Here is a 23,321-nt window from a genome sequence, read left to right as displayed (position 1 = left end):
CCACCCGGCGCAGGCCGGGCCGCTGCGGCCGGCGGTGTCACCGACGGGCCGCGCGCGCCGGGCGGCCCTCTCGCCGCCGCCTCGGACCGGCTCGCCGCGGCAGCCCCCTCGGACCGTCTCCCCGGGCCGGACGTCTCACCGCCGCCGCAGGAGCCGCCCCCGGCCAACGGGCAGGCGCCGCCGGGCTGTCGTGCCGTACTGGAGGAGCGCACACGGGTGCCGACGCAGTCCGGAGACCCGGCCCTGCGCCGTACCCGTCCCGCTCCTTCCCGTCCCTAGGGTCTTTCGTGACCGGACTCGTTCCCCACCGAGGAGCACCACGCCCGCGGTCTGAGGGGGACCGTCGGCGCGGTGGCCGTGCCGTCCGTCCCGCCGTGGAGTGCCGGGCAGGCCGGTGGGACGGACGACACGGTTGCGGGCCGCCGTACTTGACGAGGGGGGAGCCGGCGACCCTGCCGCCTCCTTGATGAGGACACCCAGTCAACCGGCCCCGCCCGCCCGGCGGCAGAGCGCACACGGCACGAATCCGGGCACTCCGTTCACACCCCGTGCGTTTCCCGTTCCGTCCCCGACGAGCACATCCGAAGCAGTGGCACCGCGGGCCCCTCGGGGCCTTCCGCGGGCGGGAGTTCGGATTTATTCGTCTACGCTGGAACGGCCGAGTCTCCGGAGGGGCACATGCAGCCCAACACTCTGCTCGATTCCCTGCTCGACGAGGCGGGCATCTCCCATGCCGGCCTCGCCGCCCGTGTCAACCAGGCGGGCCGTACGAGGGGCCTCGCACTGCGGTACGAACACACCGCGGTGTCCCGCTGGCTGAAGGGCCAGCGCCCCCGGGGCCAGGTGCCCGACCTGATCTGCGCGGTGCTCAGCGACCGGCTGCGCCGACCGCTCACCCTGGACGACATCGGGTTCGGGGTGGCGGGGGAGTCGCCCGTACCGCACGCGACCCCCCTCTCCGGTTTCGTGGAGCGCGCCGCGGCCCTGTGGCGCAGTGACGAGCAGCAGCGGCCGCACATAGTGGGCGCCCCCGCCGTCACCGGCACGCCCGCCGTGATGCCCGTCTGGGAGTGGGAGAACCCGCCGGAGGACTCCGACGTCTCCCGCGCCGGCCGGACGAAGGTGGGCCCCGCCGACATCAAGCTGCTCAGATCGGCGCGCGCGCACTACGAGTTGATGTACCGCAGGGCGGGCGGTGTCGCGACCCGGGCCAGGATCGTCCGCTTCCTCAACGCCGAGACCGCGCCGCTGCTGCGCGGCGGGTACAGCGACGCGCTGGGGCGCCAGCTCCACCGCGCCACCGGCGGTCTGGTCGCCGTGGCGGGCATCTGCGCGTACGACTCGGACGCCCACGGTCTGGCCCAGCGCTACTTCCACCAGGCGCTGCGGCTGGCCAAGGCCAGCGGTGACCGGGGGCTCGGCGCGTATGTGATCGCGCTGCTCGTCAACCAGTCGCTGTTCATGGGCGAGCACCGCCAGGCCGTGGCCTTCGCGGAGGCGGCGCTGCGGACCGCGGGGCGCCAGATCACCCCGGCGCTCGCCGCGGACCTCTACGCCATGCAGGCCAAGTCGTACGCGCACCTCGGCGACGCGGGCGCGGCGCTCGCCTGCATCCGGCGGGCCGAGTCCGAGGCGGAGCGCATCCGTCCGGGGCACGAACCGGACGAGACGGGCTACGTCCAGCCGGGCCTGGTCAACGTACAGGTGGCGGAGGCACTCCTCAGTCTCGGTGAGCTGGCGGCCGCGCGGGTGCACGCGACGGCGGCCGTGGACACCCCGGCGCACGACCGGGGGCGGGTCCACCGGCTGGCGATGCTCAGCCATATCGAACTGCGGCAGGGCGAGGTCGACCGGGCCGCCAGAACAGCGGCGGAGATGGCGGAGCGGGCCAGGGGGATGGAGTCCCAGCGGCTGCGCGACCGCCTGCGCCAGGTCAGGGAACAGCTCGTGGCCAGCGGCTCTTCCGAGGCCGAGGACACCGCGGAACTGATCGCCGGGGCGCTGCGCGTTCCTCTGTGAGCCCCCTTGTGAGCCCCCCGCGCTTTCCTCGGGCCGGGCGCCGCTGCTGCGATATTGCCATCAACTTGTCGGAAGGTGGCAGAAACGTGCAGTGGACGAAGCTAAATGAGCAGACCGTGTACGAGAATCGCTGGTTCAGCGTCAATCTCGCCGACGTCAAACTCCCCGACGGCCGGCATCTGGACCACTTCCTCATCCGGCTCCGCCCGGTCGCCGTGGCGACCGTGGTCAACTCCGCCAACGAGGTGCTGATGCTCTGGCGCCACCGCTTCATCACCGATAGCTGGGGCTGGGAGCTGGCGGCCGGGGTCGTCGAGGACGGCGAGGACATCGAGACCGCCGCGGCGCGGGAGATGGAGGAGGAGACCGGCTGGCGGCCGGGACCCCTCAGGCATCTCCTCACCGTCGAGCCCTCCAACGGGCTCAGCGACGCCCGGCACCACATGTACTGGGCGGAGGACGCGACGTACATCGGTCATCCGGAGGACGACTTCGAGTCCTCGCGCCGGGAGTGGGTACCGCTCAAGCTGGTGCCGGACATGATCGCCCGGGGCGAGATCCCGGCCGCCAACATGACGGCCGGGCTGCTGATGCTCCACCACTTGAGGCTGGGCCAGTGAGGCCCGGCCCCGCCAGGGCCCGGGGCTGACGGCCCGGAGGGCCGGGGGCGACCGCGCCTAACGGCCCAGGCTCTGCCATACCGCCACCGCGAGCGCCCCGAGTGAGCAGAGCGCCGCCACGGCGGGCAGCGGCCACCTGGAGTGCTCCAGCGCGGCCACACGCGCGGCCAGATCGGCCACATCCTTGTCGGTCTGGTCGTTGCGGTGGGCCAGTAGCGCCATCCTGCCCTCGGTCCTGGCAAGGCCGACGTCGAGGCTGCGACGTAACTCCGCGCGCTCCTGGCCGACCACGGAATGGTCAGATTCGGTGGTCACGATTTCCGCTCCTGTTCGGGGAAGTGGGTCCACGTTCCGGTCGGCCGGCCATGGCCGTTCCGGCTAAGCGGAATCGAGTCAACTCCCCCTGGGCGGTGGGCATCAGGGTGTACGGGAGTCATATGCGCGCACCCCTTGCACACTCCGTGTGAATCAGGAGTACGAGTAGAAGCCCGCACCTGTCTTGCGGCCCAGACGCCCCGCGTCCACCATCCGCTGGAGCAGCGGGGACGCCGCGTACAACGGCTCCTTGTACTCGGCGTACATCGAGTCCGCGACCGAGGCGACGGTGTCCAGTCCGATCAGATCGGTGAGCTTGAGCGGGCCCATCGGATGGGCACACCCCATCTCCATCCCGTTGTCGATGTCCTCACGGCTCGCGATGCCCGACTCGAACATCCGGACCGCGGCGAGCAGATACGGGATGAGCAGCGCGTTCACCACGAAGCCCGAGCGGTCCTGCGCGCGGATCGCGTGCTTGCCGAGGACGTCCTGGACGACGGTCTCGGCGCGCCGGATCGTCTCCTCGGAGGTCGTCAGCGCGGGGATCAGCTCGACGAGCTGCTGCACGGGGGCCGGGTTGAAGAAGTGGATGCCGATCACCTGGTCGGGGCGCGAGGTCGCGACGGCCAGCTTGACCAGCGGGATGGAGGAGGTGTTGGAGGCCAGGATCGCGTCGGGACGCGTCACCACCTGGTCGAGCACCTGGAAGATCTCCGTCTTGACCTGCTCGTTCTCGACGACGGCCTCGATGACGAGATCGCGGTCGGCGAACTCCCCGAGATCCGTGGTGAAGCTCAGCCTGTCGAGCGCCGTGTCACGCTCCGCCTTGGTGATCTTGCCGCGGTCGGCGGCCTTCGCCAGTGAGTTCTGCAGCCGGGTCCGGCCGATCTCCAGCGCCTCGCCGGTGGTCTCGGCGACGATGACCTCCAGGCCGCTCCGTGCGGCGACCTCGGCGATGCCTGCGCCCATCTGGCCGCAGCCCACCACTCCGACGCGGGCGATATCGGTCAGGGTGTCGGTCACATCGTGCCTTTCTCCGGTCCTGTCCGAGCAGGTCCCCCGTATGATTCCGGCGCCTGCCCCAGGGACAGGACGTTACTCCGACGGCGGATGCGGCGGACGGCCCGGGGCGGGCATGCTCGGACGGGTGACCGGACCGCTCCGCTCCGCGGTGGCGCGGTCCACGGCCGGTACGACGGACGACAGGGCGAGGGACGGCGCATGGGGTACGACGAACTGGGACACGGCACGGCGGCGCGGGACGACGGCGCGGCGGAGGGCGGCGGCGTCGGAGGAGGCGGTGGCGCGGGAGGCGGTGGCGCCGGAGACGGTGGCGTGTTCCTCGGGCGGCGCGGGTTCGTGGCCGCCGCGGCCGGACTGGCGGCCACGCTGCTGACCGCGGGGGACACCGCCCTGGCCACCGGGACCGTACCCGGGCAGGGGGCCGCCGGGTACCGCGCCCCGGGCCCGGCGCTGCGCGGCATGTGGCTGGCGACCGTCGCCAACCGCGACTGGCCCTCGAAGCCCGGCCTCTCCGCCGACCGCCAGCGCGCCGAACTGATCCAGCACCTCGACACGGCGGTGGCCCGCAAGCTCAACGCCGTCGTCTTCCAGGTCCGGCCCACGGCCGACGCGCTCTGGCCCTCGCCGTACGAGCCCTGGTCGCAGTACCTGACCGGCACCCAGGGCAAGGACCCCGGCTGGGACCCGCTGGGCACGGCGGTACGGGAGGCCCACGCACGCGGCCTCGAACTGCACGCCTGGTTCAACCCGTACCGCGTCGCGAACCACACCGACCCCGGCCGGCTGAGCGCGGACCACCCGGCCCGGGTCCACCCCGGCTGGGTCCTGCCGTACGGCGGGAAGCTCTACTACAACCCGGGGCTGCCCGAGGTACGGAAGTTCGTCCAGGACGCCATGCTGGACGCCGTCGAGCGGTACGACGTCGACGCCGTCCACTGGGACGACTACTTCTACCCGTACCCGGTCGCCGGACAGGTCTTCGACGACGACGCGGCGTACGAGCGGTACGGGGCGGACTTCCCCGACAAGGCCGCCTGGCGGCGGGAGAACACCGACCGGCTGGTGCGCGAGACGGCCGAGCGGATCAGGAGGACCAAGAAGAACGTGCGCTTCGGGATCAGCCCCTTCGGGGTCTGGCGCAACGCCGCCACCGACCCGCTCGGCTCCGACACCCGGGCGGGTGTGCAGACCTACGACGACCTGCACGCCGACACCCGCGGCTGGGTCCGCAAGGGCTGGATCGACTACATCGCGCCTCAGCTCTACTGGAACATCGGCTACGCCGCCGCCGACTACGCGAAGCTGGTGCGCTGGTGGGACGCGACCGTCCGGGGCACGCGCGTGGACCTCTACATCGGGGAGGCCCTGTACAAGGCGGGCGACCCGGCCCAGCCCGCCGCCTGGCAGGACCCCGCCGAGCTGTCCCGCCACCTCACCCTGGCGAAGGACTTCGCGGGGGTACGGGGCCACTGCTACTTCTCCGCCAAGGAGGTCGCCGCCGACCCGATCGGCGCGATGACCCGGGTGGTGACGGACCACTACGGCAAGCGGTCAGCGCCCGGGAAGTGAGGCCGTGACCGGGGCCGCCGGCGGCCGGGCGGAGCGCTGCGTCACCGCGATGCAGACCAGCACCGCCACGGCCGCCACCGGCGCCGCCGGGGCGAGGTGTTCCCCGAGCAGCAGCACCGACCAGACCAGGGTGAGCACCGGCTGCGCGAGCTGGAGCTGACTGGCCCGCGCGATCCCGATCGCCGCCATGCCCCGGTACCAGACGTACATCCCGAGGAAGGTGGAGACCAGCGCCACCCAGACCACACCGATCACCCCGTGCGCCGTCAGCCGTACCGGCTCGAAGGAGAGCGCCACCGCGCCGCCCGCCAGGGACACCGGCAGCGCGCCGATCAGCGCCCAGCCGATCACCTGCCAGCCCGGCATCTCCCGGGCCAGCCTGCCGCCCTCGGTGTACCCCGCCGCGCACACCAGCAGCGCCCCGAAGAGATACAGATCGCCCGTGGACACCGCGCCGCCGCTCTGCCCCACGGTGAAGGCGATGACCACGGCCGCCCCGGCGACCGCCGCCGCCCAGAAGGTACGGGAGGGCCGGCTGCCGCTGCGGACCACCGAGAAGGCCGCCGTGGTGAGCGGCAGCAGCCCGACCACCACGGCCGCGTGCGAGGTGGTGGAGGTCTCCAGCGCGAGCGTCGTCAGCAGCGGGAACCCCGCCACGACGCCGAGCGCGACCACCACGAGCCCGCCCCGGTGCCGGCGCTCGGGAAGCGGCACGCGCAGTGCCAGCAGACAGCCGCCCGCGAGCAGCGCCGCGAGCACGCTGCGGACGGCGACCAGGGACCAGGGGCCGAAGCTCTCCAGGCCCCACACGGTGGACGGGAAGGTGAGGGAGAAGGCGACGACACCCAGCGCGGCGAGGAGGGTGCCGCGCTCCGCGCGCGGGCCCGGCCGTGGGGCGGAGTGGTCGGTGACCGCTATCGCGGTTTCGCTGGTAGCGCTATTCTCTGCTGTCATGCACGAGCGTAACAGCGTGGTTGAACTGGCGCATTCGTTGAGGCAGGAGCTGAAGCACTACTCTCCCGGTGGAAAGCTGCCATCGAGCAGGGAGCTGATCGAGCGCTACCGGGTCTCGCCCGTGACCGTCTCCCGGGCGCTCGCCCGGCTCGCCGCCGAGGGCCTGGTCGTCACCCGCCCGGGAGCCGGAGCCTTCCGCGCCACCGAACGCCCCGCCCCGGTCAGAACCGGCGACACCTCCTGGCAGGAGGTCACCCTCAGCGCGGACAGCCCGGCCGGCGGCGTACCGCGCACCGTCGACGCCTCGGGCGTCCTGGTCACCCTCGCCGTACCGCCGCCCGGTGTCATCGAGCTGACCGGCGGCTATCTGCACCCCGCCCTCCAGCCGGAGGCCGCGCTCGCCGCCGCCCTCGCCCGCGCCGGGCGCCGCCCCGGCGTCTGGGGCCGGCCTCCCGTCGACGGACTGCCCGAGCTACGCGAATGGTTCGCCCGCGCCATCGCCCCGACCTGCGGCACCGCGGAGATCCTGGTCACGGCGGGCGGCCAGAGCGCGCTCACCACCGCGCTGCGCGCGCTCGCCCCGCCCGGCGCCCCGGTCCTCGTGGAGTCGCCCACCTACCCCGGCATGCTGGCGATCGCCCGCGCCGCCGGACTGCGCCCCGTCCCCGTCCCCGTCGACCCGGACGGGGTACGGCCCGAACTGCTCGCCGCCGCCTTCCGGGCCAGCGGCGCCAAGGTCTTCGTCTGCCAGCCGCTCTTCCAGAACCCGACCGGCGCCGTGCTCGCGCCGGAGCGCCGCCCCGAGGTGCTGCGGATCGCCCGGGAGGCCGGGGCCTTCGTGATCGAGGACGACTTCGCGCGCCGTATGGCCCACGCGGACGCGGGCCCGCTGCCCGCGCCGCTCGCCGCCGTCGACCCCGACGGCATCGTCGTCCATGTCTGCTCCCTCACCAAGGTGACCTCACCGAGCCTGCGCGTCGGCGCCCTCGCGGCCCGGGGCCCCGTCCTGGAACGGCTGCGCGCCATCCATGTCGTGGACACCTTCTTCGTACCGCGCCCGCTCCAGGAAGCCACCCTGGAGCTGGTGGGCTCCGCCGCCTGGCCCCGGCTGCTGCGCACCGTGGCCACCGAGCTGAAGACCCGCAGGGACACCCTGAGCGCCGCGCTCCGCACCGATCTGCCGGGACCGGTCCTGACGCACATCCCGGCGGGCGGCTACCACCTCTGGCTCCGCCTCCCGGACGGCACCGACGAGGCAGCCGTCGCCGCGGCGGCCCTGCGCGCCGGTGTCGCGGTCGCGCCGGGCCGCCCGTACTTCAGCGCCGAACCGCCCGCCCCGCACCTGCGGCTGAGCTTCGCGGCGCCGGCCGGGGCCGCCGAGATCACCGAGGGGGTGCGCCGGCTCCGTACGGCCTGCGACGAGACGCTCGGCCGCGGCTGACCCCGCCCAGGGGCGCGCGACCCCGTGGACGACCGGCGCGCGACCCCCTGGGCGACCGGCGCGTGACCGGCGTGTGACAGGGCGGGAACGGGGGAGCACTCACGCGCGTTCGCCGGCTGAAACCCCTTGACCGGTACCGCTTTCCGCTCCACGATCACGGCCATGAGTGTTCGGGTCACCTTGGTCGCCGCGGCGCGCAGCACGGACCAGTACGACGAGCGCTTCGAGGACGACCGCCCCCTCGACCGGACCGGCTGGCACGAGATGCAGCGCGTCGCCCACACCCTCATCCCGCTCGCCGCCGCCGACCTCCGCTACTGCTCGCCCACCCCGCGCAGCCGCGCCACCGGTGACGCCCTCGGCTTCGCGCCGCTCGCCCAGCCCGCCCTGCGCGACTGCGACATGGGGCGCTGGCGCGGCTACACCCTCTCCGAGGTGATGGCCCGCGAACCCGCCGGTGTCGACGCCTGGCTCGCGGACCCGCGCGGCGCCCCGCACGGCGGCGAGCCGCTCCTCACCTTCATCTCCCGGATAGGCGGCTGGCTGGACACCCGCCCGGCCGAGGACGTCGCGGCGATCGTCGCGGTCGCCGAACCGGCCGTCGTCCGGGCGGCGCTGGTCTACGCGCTGAAGGCCCCGCCCCGTACGTACTGGTACGTGGATGTACGCCCCCTCGCCACGGTCACCCTGACCGGCACGCCCGGCCGCTGGAACCTGCGGCTCGACACCGGCGCCTGAGCGTCCCTGCGCCCGGTCGTCCGCCCGTCCGCGCCCGGCCGTTCACTCCGTCCCCAGCGTCTCCAGGATCTGCTCCCCGTACTTCGCCAGCTTGTTCTCGCCGACCCCGGTCACCGTCCCCAGCTCCGCCAGCGTCGACGGCGCCAGGAGCGCGATCTCGCGCAGCGTCGCGTCGTGGAAGATGACGTACGCGGGCACGCCCTGCTCCTTCGCCGAGGCCGCCCGCCAGGCGCGCAGCGACTCGAAGACCGGCACGGTCTCCTCCGGCAGATCCACCGGCGCCGAACGCTGCTTGGACGACTTCTCCGCGCGCGCGGGCCGCGCCGCCTTCTCGGGCTCGCGCCGCAGCATGACCGGCCGCCGGCCGCCCAGCACCTCGGCGCTCTCCTCCGTCAGCACCAGCGTCCCGTAGTCGCCCTCCACGGCGATCAGCCCCTGCGCCAGCAACTGCCGCGCCACCCCGCGCCATTCGGCCTCGCGCAGCTCCGAACCGATACCGAAGACGCTCAGCGCGTCATGGTCGAACTGGATGACCTTGGCGGTCTTCTTCCCCAGCAGGATGTCGGTGATCTGCCCGGCGCCGAACTTCTGGTTGCGCTCGCGCTTCAGCCGGACGACCGTCGACAGCAGTTTCTGCGCGGGGACCGTGCCGTCCCAGGACTCGGCGGGCGTCAGACACGTGTCGCAGTTGCCGCACGCGGTGGACTTCTGACCGAAGTACGCGAGCAGCCGCACCCGGCGGCACTCGACCGTCTCGCACAGCGCCAGCATCGCGTCCACGTGCGCGCCGAGCCGGCGCCGGTGCGCCTCGTCGCCCTCCGAGGTGTCGATCATCTTCCGCTGCTGGACCACGTCCTGGAGCCCGTACGCCAGCCACGCCGTGGACGGCAGGCCGTCCCGCCCGGCGCGCCCGGTCTCCTGGTAGTACCCCTCCACGGACTTCGGCAGGTCGAGATGGGCGACGAAGCGGACGTCCGGCTTGTCGATGCCCATGCCGAAGGCGATCGTCGCGACCATCACCAGCCCCTCCTCCCGCAGGAAGCGCGACTGGTTCTCCGCCCGCGTCCGGGTGTCGAGCCCCGCGTGGTACGGCAGGGCCGCGATCCCGTTCTTCACCAGGAACTCGGCGGTCTTCTCCACCGACGCCCGCGAGAGGCAGTAGACGATCCCCGCGTCCCCCTCGTGCTCGGCGCGCAGAAGCTGGAGGAGCTGGCGCTTGGGGTCGTTCTTCGGCGCGATCCGGTACTGGATGTTGGGCCGGTCGAAACTCGCGACGAAGTGCCGGGCGTCCTGGAGCTTCAGCCGGGAGGCGATCTCCGTGTGCGTGGCCTCCGTCGCCGTCGCGGTCAGCGCGATCCGGGGCACGTCGGGCCAGCGCTCGTGGAGGGAGGAGAGGGCGAGGTAGTCGGGGCGGAAGTCGTGGCCCCACTGGGCGACGCAGTGCGCCTCGTCGATGGCGAAGAGGGAGATCGTGCCGCGCTCCAGCAGCCGTACGGTCGCCTCGACCCGCAGCCGCTCCGGCGCGAGATAGAGCAGATCCAGCTCACCGGCGAGGAACTCGGCCTCCACGAGGCGCCGCTCCTCGAAGTCCTGCGTGGAATTGAGGAACCCGGCCCGCACACCGAGCGCCCGCAACGCGTCGACCTGGTCCTGCATGAGCGCGATCAGCGGCGACACCACGACCCCGACGCCCTTCCTGACCAGGGCCGGGATCTGGTAGCAGAGCGACTTCCCGCCGCCGGTCGGCATGAGGACCAGCGCGTCGCCGCCGGACACCACATGCTCGATGATCTCCTGCTGGCTGCCGCGGAAGGAGTCGTAACCGAAGACGCGGCGCAGCACCTCCAGCGCCTCACCCCCCTGCGGGCCGCCGGTCGCGCCGCTCCCCGGATCCGTCGCGGGGTCCGCCCCCGCGGGGGTCTCGGTGCCTGTCTCGGGAACGGTGGCGGAATCGGGAGCGCTCATCCGCCGATTCTACGAGCCCCCACCGACAGACCCGGGCCGGAACCGGCGGATCCACCCGATCCGGGCGCCCGGACCGGCCGCGCGGGATGTAGGACACGTTCTGTCCTGTACGCGATCTAGCGTCGGAGCCACAGGCGGACAGCACGGCAGAAGGAGCCCATGATGAGCCAGCTCACGACCAACCAGCCCCTCGGCACGCCCACGTGGATCGACCTCGACGTCACGGACATGGAGAAGGCCCAGGAGTTCTACGGAGCCGTCTTCGGCTGGCGGTTCAGCGCGCCGGGCCCCGGCGGATACGTCTTCGCGCTGCTGCGCGGCAGCCGCGTCGCCGGACTGCGCCCGGTCCCCGCGCCGGCCTCGCCGGAGCCGGCCCACTGGCGCGTCCACTTCGCCACCGACGACTGCGACGCCACCGCGCGCCGGATCACGGAGGCGGGCGGCACGATCACCGAGGGCCCGCTGGACAAGGGGGACCAGGGCAGGGCGGCCTTCGCGGTCGACCCGGGCGGCGCCCCGTTCGGCCTCTGGCAGGGCGGTGTGCTGCTCGGCTGCGAACTCGTCAACGAGCCGGGGAGCCTGCTCCGTAACGACCTGACGACCCCGGACCCCGCGCCCGTACGGGACTTCTACACGAAGGTCTTCGACTTCACGCTGGACGGCAACGAGGACATGGCCGACGCCGACTTCACCTTCCTGCGCCGCCCCGACGGCCACGAGATCGGCGGCATCCTGGGCGTTCCCGGCGCCACCGGCGCCGCCTGGGGCACCCTCTTCGAGGTCGCGGACACCGACGCCGCGGTACGGGGCGCACGGGCGGCGGGCGGTACCGCCAAGGATCCCGAGGACATGATCTACGGGCGGACCGCGGAGATCACCGACCCGTTCGGGGCGCTGTTCGTGGCAGGGGCGAGGCCCTCGGCCGCTCCGGTGAGCTGACCGCGGGCCCCGGATCGGGGATGTGGCGCGGACGGGGGGACGGCCGGTCCGGTCAGGCGTGCTGGGGGACCTCGTCCTTCAGCGCCGTCCGGATCTGCTGCCGCAGCTCGGGGCTGTCCTCGTGACCGTGCACGGAGACGGCGTGCTCGCTGGCGGCGCGGACCACCTCGTCCTCCTCGCCGGTGATGGCGAGCGAGCACTGCGTCTCGCTCGGGAAATCCCGGCAGTCGGCGACCTTGCGCATGACGCACCTCCTCCCCTCCAGTATCCGCCCGGCCCCGGGGACGGCGCTTCCCGAGGCCGGCGGGTACGCCGGTGTCCGCACGCGTCACGGGAAGTGAACGGACGGCAAACGAAGCGGCAACGCGCACAACCGATATCCCGCGAAACCAGTCTTCACGCGTATGAAGATCTCTTTCCTCATCCACAACGCCTACGGGATCGGAGGGACCATCACGACCACGTACAACCTGGCCCGTTCGCTCGCCGACCGGCACGAGGTGGAGATCATCTCCGTGTTCCGGCACCGTGAGGACCCGAACCTCACACCGGACCCGCGGGTCACCCTGCGCCCCCTCGTCGACCTCCGCACCGAGCGCGAGGACCCCGCGTACACGCGCCCCGCCACGACCTACCCGTCCTCCGAGTACCGCTACGGGCAGTACAGCGAGCTGACCGACGAGCGAATAGGCGCCTGCCTGGCGGAGCTGGACTCCGACGCCGTGATCGGTACCCGCCCCGGGCTCAACGTCCACATCGCGCTCCAGGCCCCCGAACGCACCCTGCGGATCGGGCAGGAACACCTGACGCTGGACAACCACTCGCCCCGGCTGCGGAACGCCCTGCGCCGCGCCTACCCCCGGCTCGACGCGCTGACCACCGTCACCGAGGCCGACGCCGACTCCTACCGGCGCAAGATGCGGCTGCCGGGGGTCAGGGTGGAGGCGCTGCCCAACAGCGTCCCCGACCCGGACCTGCCACCGGCCGACGGGGACGCCCGCGTCGTGGTCGCCGCGGGCCGGCTCGTCCCCGTCAAGCGGTACGACCTGATCATCGAAGCCTTCGCCCAGGTCGCGGCCCGCCACCCCGACTGGCGGCTGCGCGTCTACGGCGGCGGCGAGGAACAGGCCCGGCTGCGCGCGCTCATCGACCGGCTCGCACTGCACGACAACGTTTTCCTGATGGGCTCGGCCACCCCCATGGAGGCCGAGTGGGTCAAGGGCTCCATCGGCGTGATGGCCTCCAACTTCGAACCGTTCGGCATGACCATCGTCGAGGCGATGCGCTGCGGCCTGCCCGTCGTCGCCACCGACTGCCCCTACGGCCCCGCCGAGATCATCCGGGACGGCGTCGACGGGACGCTGGTGCCGGTCGGCGACCGGGACGCCCTGGCCGCCGCGCTCCTCGCACTCGTCGGCGACGACGAGCGACGCCGCCGGATGGGCCGCGCCGCGCTGGAGAACTCCCGTCGCTACGCCCCCGGCCCCGTCGTGGCGCAGGCCGAGCGGCTGCTCGACGGCCTCGCCGCCGCGCGCCGGGGCGAGGGACCGGCGGACCCGCCCGGGGGCGGTCCGGTCCGCGCGCTGATCAGCGGCGGTCACGCGGCCAGGGACAGCGCCCGCGTCATGGCGGGCGCGGCCCTCAGGACCGTACGGAAGGCAGGCCGATGAGCATGACGGACCACGTCCCGCCCGCCGGGCCCCGGCCCGCCCCGCCGGTCGAGCGGCCCCGCGCGGACTGCACGGTCGACGCCTCGGGCCGGATCATCTGGAACGTCCGTCTGACGGTGCCCGACGGCGCGCGCCCCCGGCTGCTGCTGCGGCTGCGCCCGAGGAAGGGGCAGCCCGAGACGGTACGGCACCTCCTCGACCTGGAACCGGCGGGCCCCGACCGGCTGCGCGCCGTCCTGGACCCGGAGCCGGTGCTCGCCGAGGGCCGCTGGGACTGCTACGTCGTCCCCGCCTCCGACGACGGTCCGGAGGCGCGGCAGCGGCTGCTCCCGGGGCTGCGGGACCTGCGCGCGCTGGTGGCCGGGAGCCCCGCGCAACCGGCCGGCGCACCGCTGGCCGTCCGTATCCCGTACGCCACGGCGGACCGCTTCCTCGCCGTCAGGACCTGGCTGCGGACCGGCCACGCCGAGGCGGGCGAGGTCCGTGTCGCGGGCCACACCCTGACCGTACGGGCGCGGCTCCACGGCGTCGGTCCCGCGGCCGGGGCCACGGTCCTGCTGCGCCGCCGGGGCGGAGACGGCGTGTCCCTGCGGCTCGCGCCCCGCGCGGAGGGCGGCCGGGACGGCGGGGAGTTCTCCTTCACCGTCGACTACCGGGAGCTGCTGAACGCGTGCGGCTCGGGCCAGGAGGTGTGGGACCTCTACGTGGAGCGCGCCGGAGGCGGTCCGCCGGTACGGATGGGCCGGCTGCTGGACGATGTCGCGGACCGCAAGAAGATCTTCGTCTACACGGCCGTCACGCTCGGCGGCGCGACCGTACGGCCGTACTACACGCTCGACAACGACCTCTCCGTGGAGGTGACGGGCGGGTAGTACCCCCCGGACCCTTCAGAACGGCCGCTGTTCCGCCCGGTCCGGCCGGCGGGACCGCCCGCGTACACGACCGCCCCGGCCGGGCGGGTGAGCCGGGCCGGGGCGGGGCGGTGCCGTGGAGCGAGGGGAAGGCGTCAGCCGAGGGTGGCGATCGCCTGGTTGAAGGTCTTCGACGGGCGCATGACCGCCGTGGCCTTCTCCGCGTCGGGCCGGTAGTACCCGCCGATCTCGGCGGCCGATCCCTGTACGGCGATCAGCTCGTCGACGATCGTGCCCTCCTGCTCGGTCAGCGTCTTGGCGAGCGCGCCGAACGCCTCGGCGAGCTGCGCGTCCTCCGTCTGCTTCGCCAGCTCCTGGGCCCAGTACAGCGCCAGGTAGAAGTGGCTGCCGCGGTTGTCGATACCGCCGACCTTGCGGCTGGGCGACTTGTCCTCGTTGAGGAAGGAGCCGGTCGCGCGGTCGAGGGTGTCGGCGAGGACCTGGGCGCGCGGGTTGTCCGTGGTCTGCGCCAGGTGCTCGAAGCTGACGGCGAGGGCCAGGAACTCGCCCAGGCTGTCCCAGCGCAGGTAGTTCTCGCGCACGAGCTGCTGCACGTGCTTGGGCGCGGAGCCGCCGGCGCCGGTCTCGAAGAGCCCGCCGCCGTTCATCAGCGGGACGACCGAGAGCATCTTGGCGCTGGTGCCCAGCTCCAGGATGGGGAACAGGTCGGTCAGGTAGTCGCGCAGCACGTTGCCGGTGACGGAGATGGTGTCCTCGCCGCGGCGGATGCGCTCCAGCGAGAACGCGATCGCCTCGACCGGCGCCATGATCCTGATGTCGAGCCCGTCGGTGTCGTGCTCCGGCAGGTACGCCTTGACCTTCTCGATGAGGTTCGCGTCGTGCGCGCGCCCCTCGTCCAGCCAGAACACGGCCGGGTTCCCGGTCGCGCGGGCGCGGGTGACGGCGAGCTTGACCCAGTCCTGGATCGGCAGGTCCTTGGTCTGGCACATGCGGAAGATGTCACCGGCGTTCACCGGCTGCTCCAGCACGGCCTCGCCGGCCTCGTTCACGACGCGGACGGTGCCCGCGGCGGCGATCTCGAAGGTCTTGTCGTGGCTGCCGTACTCCTCGGCCTTCTGCGCCATCAGACCGACGTTGGGCACGGAACCCATCGTGGACGGGTCGAAGGCGCCGTTGGCGCGGCAGTCGTCGATGACGACCTGGTAGATCCCGGCGTAGCTGCTGTCCGGCAGGACGGCGATCGTGTCGGCCTCGGCGCCGGCCGGGTCCCACATGTGGCCGGAGGTGCGGATCATGGCCGGCATGGAGGCGTCGACGATGACATCGCTCGGCACGTGCAGGTTGGTGATGCCGCGGTCGGAGTCGACCATCGCGAGCGCGGGGCCCTCGGCCAGCTCGGCGGTGAAGGACGCCGCGATCTCCGCGCCCCCGGGCAGCGACTCCAGGCCCTTGAGGATGCCGCCGAGACCGTCGTTCGGGGTGAGGCCCGCCGCGGCGAGCGTGGCGCCGTGCGCGGCGAACGTCTTCGGGAAGAAGGCCCGTACGACATGGCCGAAGATGATCGGGTCGGAGACCTTCATCATCGTGGCCTTCAGGTGCACGGAGAAGAGCACGCCCTCGGCCTTGGCGCGGGCGATCTGCGCCGTGACGAACGCGCGCAGCGCCGCGACCCGCAGCACGGACGCGTCCACGACCTCACCGGCGAGGACCGGTACGGACTCGCGCAGCACGGTGGTGGAGCCGTCCTCGCCCACCAGCTCGATACGGAGCGAACCGGCCTCGGTGACGACCGCGGACTTCTCCGTGGAGCGGAAGTCGTCGGCGCCCATGGTCGCCACGTTCGTCTTCGAGTCGGCCGACCAGGCGCCCATGCGGTGCGGGTGCGCCTTGGCGTAGTTCTTGACGGAGGCGGGGGCGCGGCGGTCGGAGTTGCCCTCGCGCAGCACCGGGTTGACGGCGCTGCCCTTCACCTTGTCGTAGCGCGCACGGACGTCCTTGTCCTGGTCGGACTTGGGGTCGTCCGGGTAGTCCGGCAGCGCGTACCCCTGCCCCTGAAGCTCCGCGATCGCGGCCTTGAGCTGCGGGATCGACGCCGAGATGTTCGGCAGCTTGATGATGTTGGCCTCAGGAGTCCTGGCCAGCTCGCCCAGCTCGGCGAGCGCGTCATCGATCCGCTGGTCGTCCTGGAGCCACTCGGGGAAGCCCGCGATGATCCGTCCGGCCAGCGAGATGTCACGGGTTTCCACCGAGACACCGGCCGTCGAGGCGTACGCCTCGATCACGGGCAGGAACGAATACGTCGCCAGGGCCGGGGCCTCGTCGGTGTGCGTATAGATGATGGTCGAGTCAGTCACCGGTGCTCCGCTCCACGTCTGCAACATACGTCTGCAACATTGCTCGACATCAAGATATCTCCTGACCCCCCTCCGGGGCACAGGGCCCCGGCTTCCGCGTCCCTTGGCCCCGGCTTCCGCCTCCGAGGCCCAGGTCAGTGCCTCGGACCACCCGGAACAGGCCGGCCCCTCTGCCAGAATCGCCATATGGCTGAGCACGGCACGGACCACGGCTATCTGCTGGACAACCGCCGGTCGGAGGCGGGGATCCGGTTCGGAGCCCTGAGCGAGCTGTTCGACCCGGTGACCTTCCGCCATGTCGACCGGCTCGGGATCACGGCCGGCATGCGCTGCTGGGAGGTGGGCGCCGGCGGCCCCTCCGTACCCCTCGGGCTGGCCGAACGCGTCGGCCCCGGGGGAGCGGTGGTCGCCACCGACCTCGACGTCTCCTGGACCCGGGAGGTCGCCGGCGGCGTCATCGAGGTGATCCGTCACGACGTGGCGGCGGAACCGCCCCCGCCCGGCGCCTTCGACCTCGTCCACGCGCGGCTGGTCCTCGTGCACGTCACCGACCGCGCCGAGGCCCTGCGCCGGATGGTCCGGGCGCTGCGCCCCGGCGGCGCGCTGCTCCTGGAGGACGCCGACCCGGGGCTCCAGCCGCTGCTGTGCCCGGACGAGGCGGGCCCCGAACAGCGGCTCGCCAACCGGCTGCGCTCCGGGTTCCGCGCCCTGATGGCGGCGCGCGGCGCGGACCTCGCGTACGGGCGGACCCTGCCCAGGCTGCTGCGGGAGGCCGGTCTGGACGGCGTACGGGCCGACGCGTACTTCCCGGTCACCTCGCCGGCGTGCGCCGTCCTGGAGGCCGCGACCGTACGGCAGATCCGCGGCCTTCTGGTCGCGGAAGGACTCGCCACGGACGAGGAGATCGACCGGCACCTCGCGAACGTCACCGCCGGACGCCTCGACCTGGCCACCGCCCCGATGGTCTCCGCGTGGGGCCGCCGCCCGTGAACCTCCCGCGTCCGCCCGACCGCCGTCGCGCGGCCGGCGCGGTCGTACGGGGCATCGCTGCGAAAGGACAGAGGGAAATGAGTGTGGTGGAGAGCTGGTCCCGCGTGATGAGTCTTCTCCGGCGGCACGCGCCGGCCGATCACGCGGATCTGCCCGGGCCCGCTACGGAACAGATGCTCGCGGCCGCCGAGGAACGGATGGGTATCCCCCTCCCCCAGGATCTGCGGGCGTGGTTGCTGCGGAACAGTCTGGATCTTCCTGAGGAAGATGTGGACGACGACGTGGCATGTTGCGGCTTCGCCGGATTCCCGGACGAGGGAAGCTTCTTTCTGGGAGTCCGGGCGATGGAGGCGCTCTATACGAACCGCTCCAGGCCCGGTGGATTCGACCCTCGGACCAGCCGGACAATCCGTTCTGGCGCAATGAATGGATCCCTTTCCTGTCGGACCAGGACGGCTGGATGGGAAAGTTCGTCGACGTGCGGGACGGGCGTATCGGCAGGTGGTTCGTGGGTGAGATCACGGTCACAGGTGAGTACGAATCACTGGCCCACTATTTCGACTCCGTGGCGGAGACGCTGACGAAGATCGCCGATCGGAACCATCCGGTCTGCGAGGTCGCCGGAGGGCGACTCGTCTGGTCGTGAAGGAAAGGATCCCGCGTCGGCCCCGACCGGATGCGCGCCCGTCACGGCCGGAGGGTCCGAGATGTGCCGGGCGCACCCGCCGCCATGCTCGAAGTCGAGGCGGACCGTGTCCGGGCGGACCGTCCGGTCGCCGGAGACATCTCATTGCATAAAACTGCATCGCTACGTATAGTCATGCCATCACTGAGGAGGGCATTTCGATGGCTGTACGTGCAGCGGTGGCAGGAGCGAGCGGATACGCGGGCGGAGAACTGCTCCGTCTGCTCCTCAACCATCCCGGGATCGAGATCGGAGCCCTCACCGGGAACTCCAACGCGGGACAGCGGCTCGGCGGGCTCCAGCCGCATCTGCTTCCGCTGGCCGAGCGGGTCCTCGCCCCCACCACCACCGAGGTTCTCGCAGGTCACGACGTGGTGTTCCTCGCCCTGCCGCACGGACAGTCCGCCGCCGTCGCCGAGCGGCTCGGGGACGACGTCCTCGTCATCGACATGGGCGCCGACTTCCGGCTCCAGGACGCCGCCGACTGGGAGCGGTTCTACGGGTCCGCGCACGCCGGGACCTGGCCGTACGGCCTCCCGGAGCTGCCGGGCGCCCGCGCCGCACTGGAGGGGGCCAAGCGCGTCGCGGTGCCCGGCTGCTACCCCACCGCCGTCTCGCTCGCGCTCTTCCCCGCGTACGCCGCCGGACTCGTCGAGCCGGAAGCCGTGATCACCGCCGCCTCCGGCACCTCGGGCGCCGGCAAGGCCGCCAAGCCGCATCTGCTCGGCTCCGAGGTCATGGGCTCCATGACCCCGTACGGCGTCGGCGGCGGCCACCGGCACACCCCCGAGATGATCCAGAACCTCAGCGCCGCCGCGGGCGAGCGGGTCACCGTCTCCTTCACCCCCACCCTCGCCCCGATGCCGCGCGGCATCCTCGCCACCTGCTCCGCGAAGGCGACCTCCGGCACCACCGCCCAGGACGTGCGCGCCGCGTACGAGAAGGCGTACGCCGACGAGCCCTTCGTACACCTCCTGCCCGAGGGCCGGTGGCCCGCCACCGCCTCCGTGTACGGCTCCAACGCCACCCAGATCCAGGTCGCCCTCGACGAGGCCGCCGGGCGCGTCATCGCCGTCAGCGCCATCGACAACCTCACCAAGGGCACCGCGGGCGGCGCGGTGCAGAGCATGAACATCGCCCTCGGACTCCCCGAGTCCACCGGACTGACCACGATCGGAGTGGCACCGTGAGCGTCACGGCAGCTAAGGGATTCACGGCGGCGGGCATCGCCGCCGGGATCAAGGAGAACGGCGGACCCGACCTGGCCCTCGTGGTCAACGAGGGCCCGCGCCGCGCCGCCGCGGGCGTCTTCACCTCCAACCGCGTCAAGGCCGCCCCGGTCCTCTGGTCCGAGCAGGTCCTCAAGGGCGGCACCGTCTCCGCCGTCGTCCTCAACTCCGGCGGGGCCAACGCCTGTACGGGCCCGAAGGGCTTCCAGGACACCCACGCCACCGCCGAGCACGCCGCCGAGGTCCTGACCGGTCACAGCGCCGGCGAGATCGCCGTCGCCTCCACCGGTCTCATCGGCGTCACTCTGCCCATGGACAAGCTGCTGCCCGGCATCGGCACGGCCGCCGCCGCCCTCTCCGCGCACGGCGGCGAGAAGGCCGCCATCGCCATCAAGACCACCGACACCGTCCACAAGACGGCGGTCGCCGGCGGCGAGGGCTGGACCGTCGGCGGCATGGCCAAGGGCGCGGGCATGCTCGCCCCCGGCCTCGCCACCATGCTCGTCGTCCTCACCACCGACGCCGACGTCGAGACGGACGCGCTGGACACCGCGCTGCGCGCCGCCACCCGTACCACCTTCGACCGCGTCGACTCCGACGGCTGCATGTCCACCAACGACACCGTGCTGCTGCTCGCCTCCGGCGCTTCCGGGACCACCCCCGCGTACGACGTGTTCGCGGAGGCCGTCCGCACGGTCTGCGCCGACCTGGCACGGCAGCTCATCGGGGACGCCGAGGGCGCCTCCAAGGACATCCGTATCGAGGTGGTCAACGCCGCGACCGAGGACGACGCCGTCGAGGTGGGCCGCTCCATCGCCCGCAACAACCTCCTCAAGTGCGCCATCCACGGCGAGGACCCCAACTGGGGCCGGGTGCTCTCCGCGATCGGCACGACCGGCGCCGCCTTCGAGCCCGACCGGCTCAACGTCGCCATCAACGACGTCTGGGTCTGCAAGAACGGCTCCGTCGGCGAGGACCGCGACCTGGTCGACATGCGCTACCGCGAGGTCCGTATCACCGCCGACCTGTCCGCCGGTACGGAGACGGCCGTCATCTGGGCCAACGACCTCACCGCCGAGTACGTCCACGAGAACAGCGCGTACAGCTCATGAGCGCCCGCAAGCACACCGCGCTCCCCAAGGCGCGGATCCTCATCGAGGCGCTGCCCTGGCTCACCCGGCACCACGGGAAGACCGTCGTCATCAAGTTCGGCGGCAACGCCATGGTCGACGAGGACCTGAAGGCCGCCTTCGCCCAGGACGTCGTCTTCCTGCGGCAGTCCGGGCTCAAGCCGGTCGTCGTGCACGGCGGCGGCCCCCAGATCAGCGCCGAGCTGGACCGGCACGGCCTGGTCAGCGAGTTCAAGGCCGGTCTGCGCGTCACCACGCCCGAGGCGATGGACGTCGTACGGATGGTCCTCGCCGGGCAGGTGCAGCGCGAGCTGGTCGGCCTGCTCAACCAGCACGGCCCGCTCGCCGTCGGCATGACCGGCGAGGACGCCCACACCATCTCCGCCGTCAAGCACCGCCCGCTCATCGACGGCGAGCTGGTCGACATCGGCCGGGTCGGTGAGATCACCGCGATCGACACCGGCGCCATCGAGGCGCTGCTCGGCGACGGCCGGATCCCGGTCATCTCCTCCGTGGCGCGCGGCGCCGACGACGGCCAGGTCTACAACGTCAACGCCGACACCGCCGCCGCCGCGCTCGCCGCCGCGCTCGGCGCCGAGACACTGATGGTCCTCACCGACGTGGAGGGCCTGTACGAGGACTGGCCGAACAGCGACGACGTGATCAGCAGGCTCACCGCCACCCAGCTGGAGACACTGCTGCCCGAGCTGTCCAGCGGCATGGTGCCCAAGATGCAGGGGTGCCTGTTCGCCGTGCGCAACGGCGTCACCACGGCACGCGTGCTCGACGGCAGGGTCCCGCACTCGATCCTGCTGGAGATCTTCACCGACGAGGGCATCGGCACCATGGTCGTGCCCGACGCCCCGGGGACCACGCCGGTGACCGTACCGGCACCCGCCGAGGGAAAGGGAGCGAAGTGACCGGCAACCAGGAGCTGACCCGGCGCTGGCAGGGCGTCATGGCCGACAACTACGGAACTCCGGGGCTCGCCCTCGTCCACGGCGAGGGCGCCCGCGTCCGGGACGCCGACGGCACCGAGTACACCGACTTCGTCGGCGGCATCGCGGTGAACGCGCTCGGCCACGGACACCCCGCGGTCGTCGAGGCCGTCTCCCGCCAGATCGCCGCCCTCGGCCATGTCTCCAACCTCTACGTCGCCGAGCCGCCCGTCGCCCTCGCCGAGCGGCTGATCCAGCTCTTCGGCCGGCCGGGCCGGGTGTTCTTCTGCAACTCCGGCGCCGAGGCCAACGAGGCCGCCTTCAAGATCGGCCGGCTGACGGGCCGTACCCACATGGTCGCCACCGACGGCGGCTTCCACGGCCGGACCATGGGCGCCCTGGCGCTCACCGGCCAGCCCGCGAAGCAGACCCCCTTCCTGCCGCTGCCCGGCGAGGTCACGCACGTACCGTACGGAGACGCCGACGCGCTGCGCGCCGCGGTCACCGAGGAGACGGCGCTCGTGATCATCGAGCCGATCCAGGGCGAGAACGGCGTGGTCGTCCCGCCCAAGGGCTATCTGGAGGCCGCCCGGGAGATCACCCGCGCCACCGGCACCCTGCTGGTCCTCGACGAGGTGCAGACGGGCGTCGGCCGCACCGGCGCCTGGTTCGAGCACCAGGCGCACCAGGGCGTCGAACCCGATGTGGTCACCCTCGCCAAGGGGCTCGGCGGCGGTCTGCCGCTCGGCGCGGCCGTCGCCTTCGGTGACGCGGCCGACCTGCTGGGGCCCGGCCAGCACGGTACGACGTTCGGCGGCAACCCGGTCGCCTGCGCCGCCGGGCTCGCCGTCCTGGACACGCTCGCGGCCGAGGGCCGCCTCGACGAGGTGAAGCGGCTCGGCGAGAAACTGCGCGACGGGGTCGAGGGTCTGGGCCACCCGCTCGTCTCCCACGTCCGCGGCTCGGGACTGCTGCTGGGTATCGTGCTCACCGGGCCGCTCGCGCCGACGGTGCAACAGGCGGCCCAGGGTGCCGGTTTCCTGGTGAACGCCCCCGCCCCCGACGTCGTACGGCTGATGCCTCCCCTGATCATCGGCGACAGCGAGGTGGACGCGTTCCTGGGAGCCCTGCCGGGCATCCTCGACGACGCGCACGGGGACGGACGATCCTGAGAAATGAGAAGACGACGATGACCGACGCCCAGGAAGCAGAGCACGGCGGGCCGTCCGTGCCGCAGACCAGAACAGCCCGCCACCGCCGGATCGTCGACATCCTCAACCGGCAGCCGGTGCGCTCCCAGAGCCAACTGGCGAAAGTGCTCGCGGACGACGGGCTGAGCGTCACGCAGGCGACGCTCTCCCGCGACCTGGACGAACTGGGCGCGGTCAAGATCCGCAACACCAACGGCGAGCTGATCTACGCCGTTCCCAGCGAGGGCGGCTTCCGCACCCCGCACGCCCCGCTGGGGGAGTCGGCGAAGGAGGAGCGGATGCGCCGCCTCGCCGGTGAACTCCTCATCTCCGCCGAGGCGTCCGCCAACCTCGTGGTCCTGCGCACCCCGCCGGGCGCGGCCCAGTTCCTCGCCTCCGCCATCGACCAGGCCGAACTGAGCGACATCCTGGGCACGATCGCGGGCGACGACACCCTGATGCTGATCAGCCGCGACCCGGCGGGCGGCCAGGCGCTCGCGGACCATCTGCTGAAACTGGCCCAGAACGACCGCTGAGCGCCGCCGGTCCCGAGCTGGACCAGAACGACCGCTGAGCGCCGCCGGTCCCGCTCTCCCGCCGCCGTGGGGGGGGGGCGCGGGGGGGCGCCGGCCCCGCCCCGCCGCGGGGGGCCGCCGCGGCCCCCCCCCCCCCCCCCC

21 protein-coding genes and 1 pseudogene are annotated in these 23,321 nt (G+C 72.6%); 16 read left to right on the top strand and 6 right to left on the bottom strand.

The window, feature by feature from the left end:
* Positions 1 to 678: 678 nt before the first annotated feature.
* Complete coding sequence (locus tag ACFXPK_RS14250) at positions 679 to 2,019, top strand: transcriptional regulator (protein WP_384990763.1); 1,341 nt, start codon at positions 679 to 681, stop codon at positions 2,017 to 2,019.
* Between the two features lie 86 nt (positions 2,020 to 2,105).
* A complete protein-coding gene (locus ACFXPK_RS14245) occupies positions 2,106 to 2,639 on the top strand; it encodes an NUDIX hydrolase (RefSeq protein ID WP_384990766.1) in 534 nt (177 codons plus the stop codon).
* A 57-nt stretch (positions 2,640 to 2,696) separates the two neighbouring features.
* On the opposite strand, the gene ACFXPK_RS14240 is transcribed toward ACFXPK_RS14245, so the two are convergent.
* Entirely contained in the window at positions 2,697 to 2,954 is a 258-nt protein-coding gene (locus ACFXPK_RS14240; protein ID WP_384923315.1) for a hypothetical protein, read from the bottom strand.
* Between the two features lie 153 nt (positions 2,955 to 3,107).
* Positions 3,108 to 3,968: a 3-hydroxybutyryl-CoA dehydrogenase gene (locus tag ACFXPK_RS14235; RefSeq protein ID WP_385075100.1), complete on the bottom strand. Its 861-nt coding sequence runs from the start codon at positions 3,966 to 3,968 to the stop codon at positions 3,108 to 3,110.
* Positions 3,969 to 4,178: 210 nt separating this feature from the next.
* Between ACFXPK_RS14235 and ACFXPK_RS14230 the strand changes: the two genes are divergently transcribed.
* Positions 4,179 to 5,549, top strand: coding sequence for a glycoside hydrolase family 10 protein (locus ACFXPK_RS14230; RefSeq protein WP_385075085.1), 1,371 nt, complete (start codon positions 4,179 to 4,181; stop codon positions 5,547 to 5,549).
* Here ACFXPK_RS14230 and ACFXPK_RS14225 read toward each other — a convergent pair.
* Positions 5,532 to 6,503: a DMT family transporter gene (locus ACFXPK_RS14225; RefSeq protein WP_384990771.1), complete on the bottom strand. Its 972-nt coding sequence runs from the start codon at positions 6,501 to 6,503 to the stop codon at positions 5,532 to 5,534. The genes ACFXPK_RS14230 and ACFXPK_RS14225 overlap by 18 nt on opposite strands.
* On the opposite strand from ACFXPK_RS14225, the gene ACFXPK_RS14220 reads away from it, so the two are divergent.
* Together ACFXPK_RS14220 and ACFXPK_RS14215 are read left to right on the top strand one after the other, a co-directional pair.
* On the top strand, positions 6,502 to 7,944 hold the full coding sequence (locus tag ACFXPK_RS14220; protein ID WP_385075082.1) for a PLP-dependent aminotransferase family protein: 1,443 nt from the start codon (positions 6,502 to 6,504) through the stop codon (positions 7,942 to 7,944). The genes ACFXPK_RS14225 and ACFXPK_RS14220 overlap by 2 nt on opposite strands.
* Positions 7,945 to 8,106: 162 nt before the next feature.
* Positions 8,107 to 8,682 carry a histidine phosphatase family protein gene (locus ACFXPK_RS14215; protein ID WP_384990776.1) on the top strand — a complete coding sequence of 192 codons (576 nt, stop codon included), beginning with the start codon at positions 8,107 to 8,109 and terminating at the stop codon, positions 8,680 to 8,682.
* A 42-nt stretch (positions 8,683 to 8,724) separates the two neighbouring features.
* On the opposite strand, the gene recQ is transcribed toward ACFXPK_RS14215, so the two are convergent.
* Positions 8,725 to 10,647 carry a DNA helicase RecQ gene (recQ, locus tag ACFXPK_RS14210; RefSeq protein WP_384990779.1) on the bottom strand — a complete coding sequence of 641 codons (1,923 nt, stop codon included), beginning with the start codon at positions 10,645 to 10,647 and terminating at the stop codon, positions 8,725 to 8,727.
* Positions 10,648 to 10,809: 162 nt separating this feature from the next.
* Between recQ and ACFXPK_RS14205 the strand changes: the two genes are divergently transcribed.
* Positions 10,810 to 11,586: a VOC family protein gene (locus tag ACFXPK_RS14205; RefSeq protein ID WP_384990781.1), complete on the top strand. Its 777-nt coding sequence runs from the start codon at positions 10,810 to 10,812 to the stop codon at positions 11,584 to 11,586.
* Between the two features lie 52 nt (positions 11,587 to 11,638).
* On the opposite strand, the gene ACFXPK_RS14200 is transcribed toward ACFXPK_RS14205, so the two are convergent.
* Entirely contained in the window at positions 11,639 to 11,830 is a 192-nt protein-coding gene (locus ACFXPK_RS14200; protein ID WP_384990783.1) for a DUF1059 domain-containing protein, read from the bottom strand.
* A gap of 160 nt (positions 11,831 to 11,990) precedes the next feature.
* Here ACFXPK_RS14200 and ACFXPK_RS14195 point away from each other — a divergent pair, with 160 nt between their 5' ends.
* Both ACFXPK_RS14195 and ACFXPK_RS14190 read left to right on the top strand, forming a co-directional pair.
* Positions 11,991 to 13,256: a glycosyltransferase family 4 protein gene (locus tag ACFXPK_RS14195; RefSeq protein WP_385075078.1), complete on the top strand. Its 1,266-nt coding sequence runs from the start codon at positions 11,991 to 11,993 to the stop codon at positions 13,254 to 13,256.
* The gene (locus ACFXPK_RS14190; protein ID WP_385075076.1) at positions 13,253 to 14,128 is read left to right on the top strand and encodes a transferase; all 876 of its coding nucleotides are present in this window, start codon (positions 13,253 to 13,255) and stop codon (positions 14,126 to 14,128) included. The genes ACFXPK_RS14195 and ACFXPK_RS14190 overlap by 4 nt, the downstream gene beginning before the upstream one ends.
* A 134-nt stretch (positions 14,129 to 14,262) precedes the next feature.
* Here ACFXPK_RS14190 and ACFXPK_RS14185 read toward each other — a convergent pair whose 3' ends face one another.
* Positions 14,263 to 16,482 carry an NADP-dependent isocitrate dehydrogenase gene (locus ACFXPK_RS14185; protein WP_384990788.1) on the bottom strand — a complete coding sequence of 740 codons (2,220 nt, stop codon included), beginning with the start codon at positions 16,480 to 16,482 and terminating at the stop codon, positions 14,263 to 14,265.
* A gap of 186 nt (positions 16,483 to 16,668) precedes the next feature.
* On the opposite strand from ACFXPK_RS14185, the gene ACFXPK_RS14180 reads away from it, so the two are divergent.
* The 8 genes and pseudogenes from ACFXPK_RS14180 to ACFXPK_RS14145 all read left to right on the top strand — a co-directional run bounded on the left by ACFXPK_RS14180 (position 16,669) and on the right by ACFXPK_RS14145 (position 23,180).
* Positions 16,669 to 17,472 carry a class I SAM-dependent methyltransferase gene (locus ACFXPK_RS14180; protein WP_384990792.1) on the top strand — a complete coding sequence of 268 codons (804 nt, stop codon included), beginning with the start codon at positions 16,669 to 16,671 and terminating at the stop codon, positions 17,470 to 17,472.
* Positions 17,473 to 17,549: 77 nt separating this feature from the next.
* Positions 17,550 to 17,720 (top strand): annotated as a pseudogene (locus ACFXPK_RS14175) (SMI1/KNR4 family protein); the annotation flags it as partial.
* Positions 17,721 to 17,932: 212 nt separating this feature from the next.
* The gene (locus ACFXPK_RS14170) at positions 17,933 to 18,118 is read left to right on the top strand and encodes a hypothetical protein (protein ID WP_385075103.1); all 186 of its coding nucleotides are present in this window, start codon (positions 17,933 to 17,935) and stop codon (positions 18,116 to 18,118) included.
* Positions 18,119 to 18,318: 200 nt separating this feature from the next.
* On the top strand, positions 18,319 to 19,347 hold the full coding sequence (argC, locus tag ACFXPK_RS14165) for an N-acetyl-gamma-glutamyl-phosphate reductase (RefSeq protein ID WP_385075073.1): 1,029 nt from the start codon (positions 18,319 to 18,321) through the stop codon (positions 19,345 to 19,347).
* The gene (gene argJ, locus ACFXPK_RS14160; RefSeq protein ID WP_384990826.1) at positions 19,344 to 20,498 is read left to right on the top strand and encodes a bifunctional glutamate N-acetyltransferase/amino-acid acetyltransferase ArgJ; all 1,155 of its coding nucleotides are present in this window, start codon (positions 19,344 to 19,346) and stop codon (positions 20,496 to 20,498) included. Before argC ends, argJ begins: the two co-directional genes overlap by 4 nt.
* Complete coding sequence (gene argB / locus ACFXPK_RS14155; protein ID WP_385075070.1) at positions 20,495 to 21,436, top strand: acetylglutamate kinase; 942 nt, start codon at positions 20,495 to 20,497, stop codon at positions 21,434 to 21,436. The genes argJ and argB overlap by 4 nt, the downstream gene beginning before the upstream one ends.
* Positions 21,433 to 22,626: an acetylornithine transaminase gene (locus ACFXPK_RS14150; protein ID WP_385075067.1), complete on the top strand. Its 1,194-nt coding sequence runs from the start codon at positions 21,433 to 21,435 to the stop codon at positions 22,624 to 22,626. The genes argB and ACFXPK_RS14150 overlap by 4 nt, the downstream gene beginning before the upstream one ends.
* 17 nt (positions 22,627 to 22,643) lie before the next feature.
* Positions 22,644 to 23,180 (top strand): arginine repressor, encoded by a 537-nt coding sequence (locus ACFXPK_RS14145; protein WP_384990833.1) that lies wholly within the window; start codon positions 22,644 to 22,646, stop codon positions 23,178 to 23,180.
* The last annotated feature ends 141 nt before the right edge of the window (positions 23,181 to 23,321 follow it).

Origin of the sequence: Streptomyces sp. NPDC059142, assembly GCF_042755665.1 — a bacterium.
Lineage (GTDB): Bacteria > Actinomycetota > Actinomycetes > Streptomycetales > Streptomycetaceae > Streptomyces.
The sequence above is the reverse complement of the archived record's forward strand: the minus strand, read 5'-3'. Positions and strand labels throughout refer to the sequence as shown.